This is a genomic window from Streptomyces flavofungini (assembly GCF_041028215.1).
Classification (GTDB): Bacteria; Actinomycetota; Actinomycetes; order Streptomycetales; family Streptomycetaceae; genus Streptomyces; species Streptomyces flavofungini_B.
The window spans coordinates 1-2,592 of sequence record NZ_JASKYR010000905.1 but is presented as its reverse complement, the minus strand read 5'-3'; the positions used below and the strand labels follow the sequence as shown (position 1 = coordinate 2,592).

The window sequence follows — 2,592 nt, the reverse complement described above, 5'->3', positions numbered from 1 at the left end:
CGGCTACTCCACGAGGGGCTCGGGAGAAGGCGGACATCAGGATGCCCATGCGGTCCGTCCGTGGGGACCTGCTCGGGGACGCTCATCCCGGGAAGGAGGTCACGGCGGGCTCGATGACCCTCAGCTTCGACGGGTCCTCGGCCGTCCACGGTGAGCCCCATTCCACGTGGGGCCGGAGGATGTACAGGCAGCCCTACTGGACGTCCGTCACGATGGCCTTCCTGTCGGTGACCTCGTCGTGAACGGTGTCGCCCACCCATGCCTTGCCGCCCTTCACTGCTCGATCCCCGTCCGCAGCTCGCCCCACGCGTGGGGTCACCGTTCGCCTCGTTGCGCATCATGGGGATGACCTTCGAGCGGTCGACCACGCCGAGGTGGACCCAGCTCTCCGCGGGCCGGTTGATGAGCACGCGGATGGTCGGCAGGCGGGCGTGGTCCACGGAGTTGGTGACCAACTCCGACATGATCAGGGCCGCGTCCTCGATCAGTTCCTCCAGATCCGGCCCGTTGACTGGGACAAGGAACACGCCGCTCCGGTTGCCCCGGCAGCGGTCCCCGCACCCATCCGAGGTCCTGATGACTGTGACTGCCGAGTCCCGCCCTACAGGGCACCCCGGGTACTCCACCGCCCTCCCCCGGAACTCACGGACGGGCAGTCAGTGACTACCGTGGATATGGGGAGGGGAACGGGAGCCTCGGCAGCGCGATGCGGGAGAGCGGGCTTGGCCAGGCCGAAATGGCCGACAAGGTGAACGCTCACCTGATCCGCGCTGGGCATGAGGGGACGGTCAGCGACCGGGCGGTCCGCAACCGGCTGACCGGAAGAACCAAGTGACCCCATCCCCGGCAGCGCGAGGCGTTGGAGGCAGTATTTCGGACTGACCGCCGAGGAGCTGGGCTTCAGCCCACCGGCGGGACGATCACGTACCTCGACTCCACCGGAGGACCCTGTGGACCGCAGGAACTTCCTCACCGCCGCGAGCGGTACAACGGCCTCCGTGGTCGTCCCCTTCGTCGGAGCCCCTCCTCAGGTCGGCACCTCCGACGTCATCCGCCTCCGCCAGGGCTTGGACGCCCTGATGGAGGACGACAGGGCCCGGGGCGGCCATGAGGGCCTGGAGCTGGCCGCTCTCGCCGGGGCCGAGGAGGCCCTGGACAAGCAGAAGCAGGGGGCCACCCAGCGCATCCGCCTCCGCCTCTTCTCGGTGGCCGCCGACTACACCGCCACAGCCGCCTGGAGCGCCATCGACGCCCGGAAGACGGACCGGGCCTCCGAACTCCTGAACCGGGCCCTGTACCTGGCCGGGATGGGTAAGGACTCCGTAGCCGAGATGCGGGTCTGGAACTCCTACGCGATGCTCGCCCACCACCGCGACGAGTACGCCGAAGCCGTCGATGCCGCGTACGCGGCGCAGGGCACGGCCGTTGCCCGGCGGGCTCCGGTCTTCGCCTCCCTGGCCCACGCTCGTACAGCCGTTGGCCATTCGAACCTCGGGGACCGGCAGGCCGCCCTGCGATCTCTGGGGCGCGCTCAGGACGCGCTGGGCAAAGCGGACACCTCGGAACCCACCCCGAGCTGGGTCGCGTTCTACGGGCCCTCTGAGCTGTTGGCCATGACCGCAATCGTTCGGGACCGGATCGGCGATTCTGCCGAGGCCGAGGCCGCGTCTCATCGGGCGCTGAGCGGCATCCCGAAGCGGTTCAAGAGGAACAGGGCCCTGGCCACCGCACGGCTCGCCCTGTGCCAGGTCCACCAGCGGGACATCGACCAGGGGTGCGCCTCGGCCTCCGAGGTCTTCACCCTGATGTCCGGCCATCCGATCCCTGGCCGGATGCGGTCACTCCGCGGAGACTTCTACCGCGACTTGATCACTCTCGCACCGGATGCCCCGGTCGCACGAGAGTGGATCGACCGCCACCGAGTCGAATGGAGCCGACCCCGATGACCGACCTGGGCCTCCGGCGCTTCACGCGCGAGGACCTGCCGGAGATCCGGCAGACGATCATCGACATCCACGCGGCTGCCCAGGGCGAGCGGCTGGACGACTTCAGGAAGAAGTTCCCCTGGTACGTGGACCACTGGGGCTCACGCGAGGGTTACGCGTGCGTGATGGCGTACGACGGGGACACGGCGGTGGGCTTCGCGTACGGCGCTCCTGCTGTCGACGGTCGCGAGTGGTGGCGTGAGTACGTCGATCCCGCGCCGGAGAAGACGCTGACCTTCGCGTTCTCCGAGCTGGCCGTTCGCCAGGCGTACCGGAAGCAGGGGCTGGCCGATCGGCTCACCAGGGCTCTGTTGGAGGACCGTCCCGAGGACCTCGCCGTCCTCCTGGTGGACGTCGCACATCCAAGGGTCCAGGCACTGTACGAGGACTGGGGCTTCAGGAAGGTCGGAGAGCAGCGTTCCGCCCCGGACTCCCCGGTGTGGGCCGTGATGCTGGCCGAGCTGCCACTGAAGTAGGACCCAGGCTCCGAAAGAGCGCCGCCTCCCACCCACCCCGCGTCAAGGGGTGGGGTGCCCGTGGTCCCGGCGTCCATCGGCTGGGCCGAAGCCCGCCATGTGTTCCTACGGCCAGTGCTGGACCCGAGGAA

General features: G+C 69.1%; 3 protein-coding genes. All 3 read left to right on the top strand.

The features are described 5' to 3' along the window. Nucleotides 1-242, top strand: a 242-nt coding sequence (locus AB8Z36_RS36315; RefSeq protein ID WP_369217655.1) for a hypothetical protein, incomplete at its 5' end; no start/stop codon positions are given. A gap of 708 nt (nucleotides 243-950) precedes the next feature. Next, nucleotides 951-1,946: a hypothetical protein gene (locus AB8Z36_RS36310; protein ID WP_369217654.1), complete on the top strand. Its 996-nt coding sequence runs from the start codon at nucleotides 951-953 to the stop codon at nucleotides 1,944-1,946. Continuing rightward, entirely contained in the window at nucleotides 1,943-2,461 is a 519-nt protein-coding gene (locus tag AB8Z36_RS36305; RefSeq protein WP_369217653.1) for a GNAT family N-acetyltransferase, read from the top strand. Before AB8Z36_RS36310 ends, AB8Z36_RS36305 begins: the two co-directional genes overlap by 4 nt. The last annotated feature ends 131 nt before the right edge of the window (nucleotides 2,462-2,592 follow it).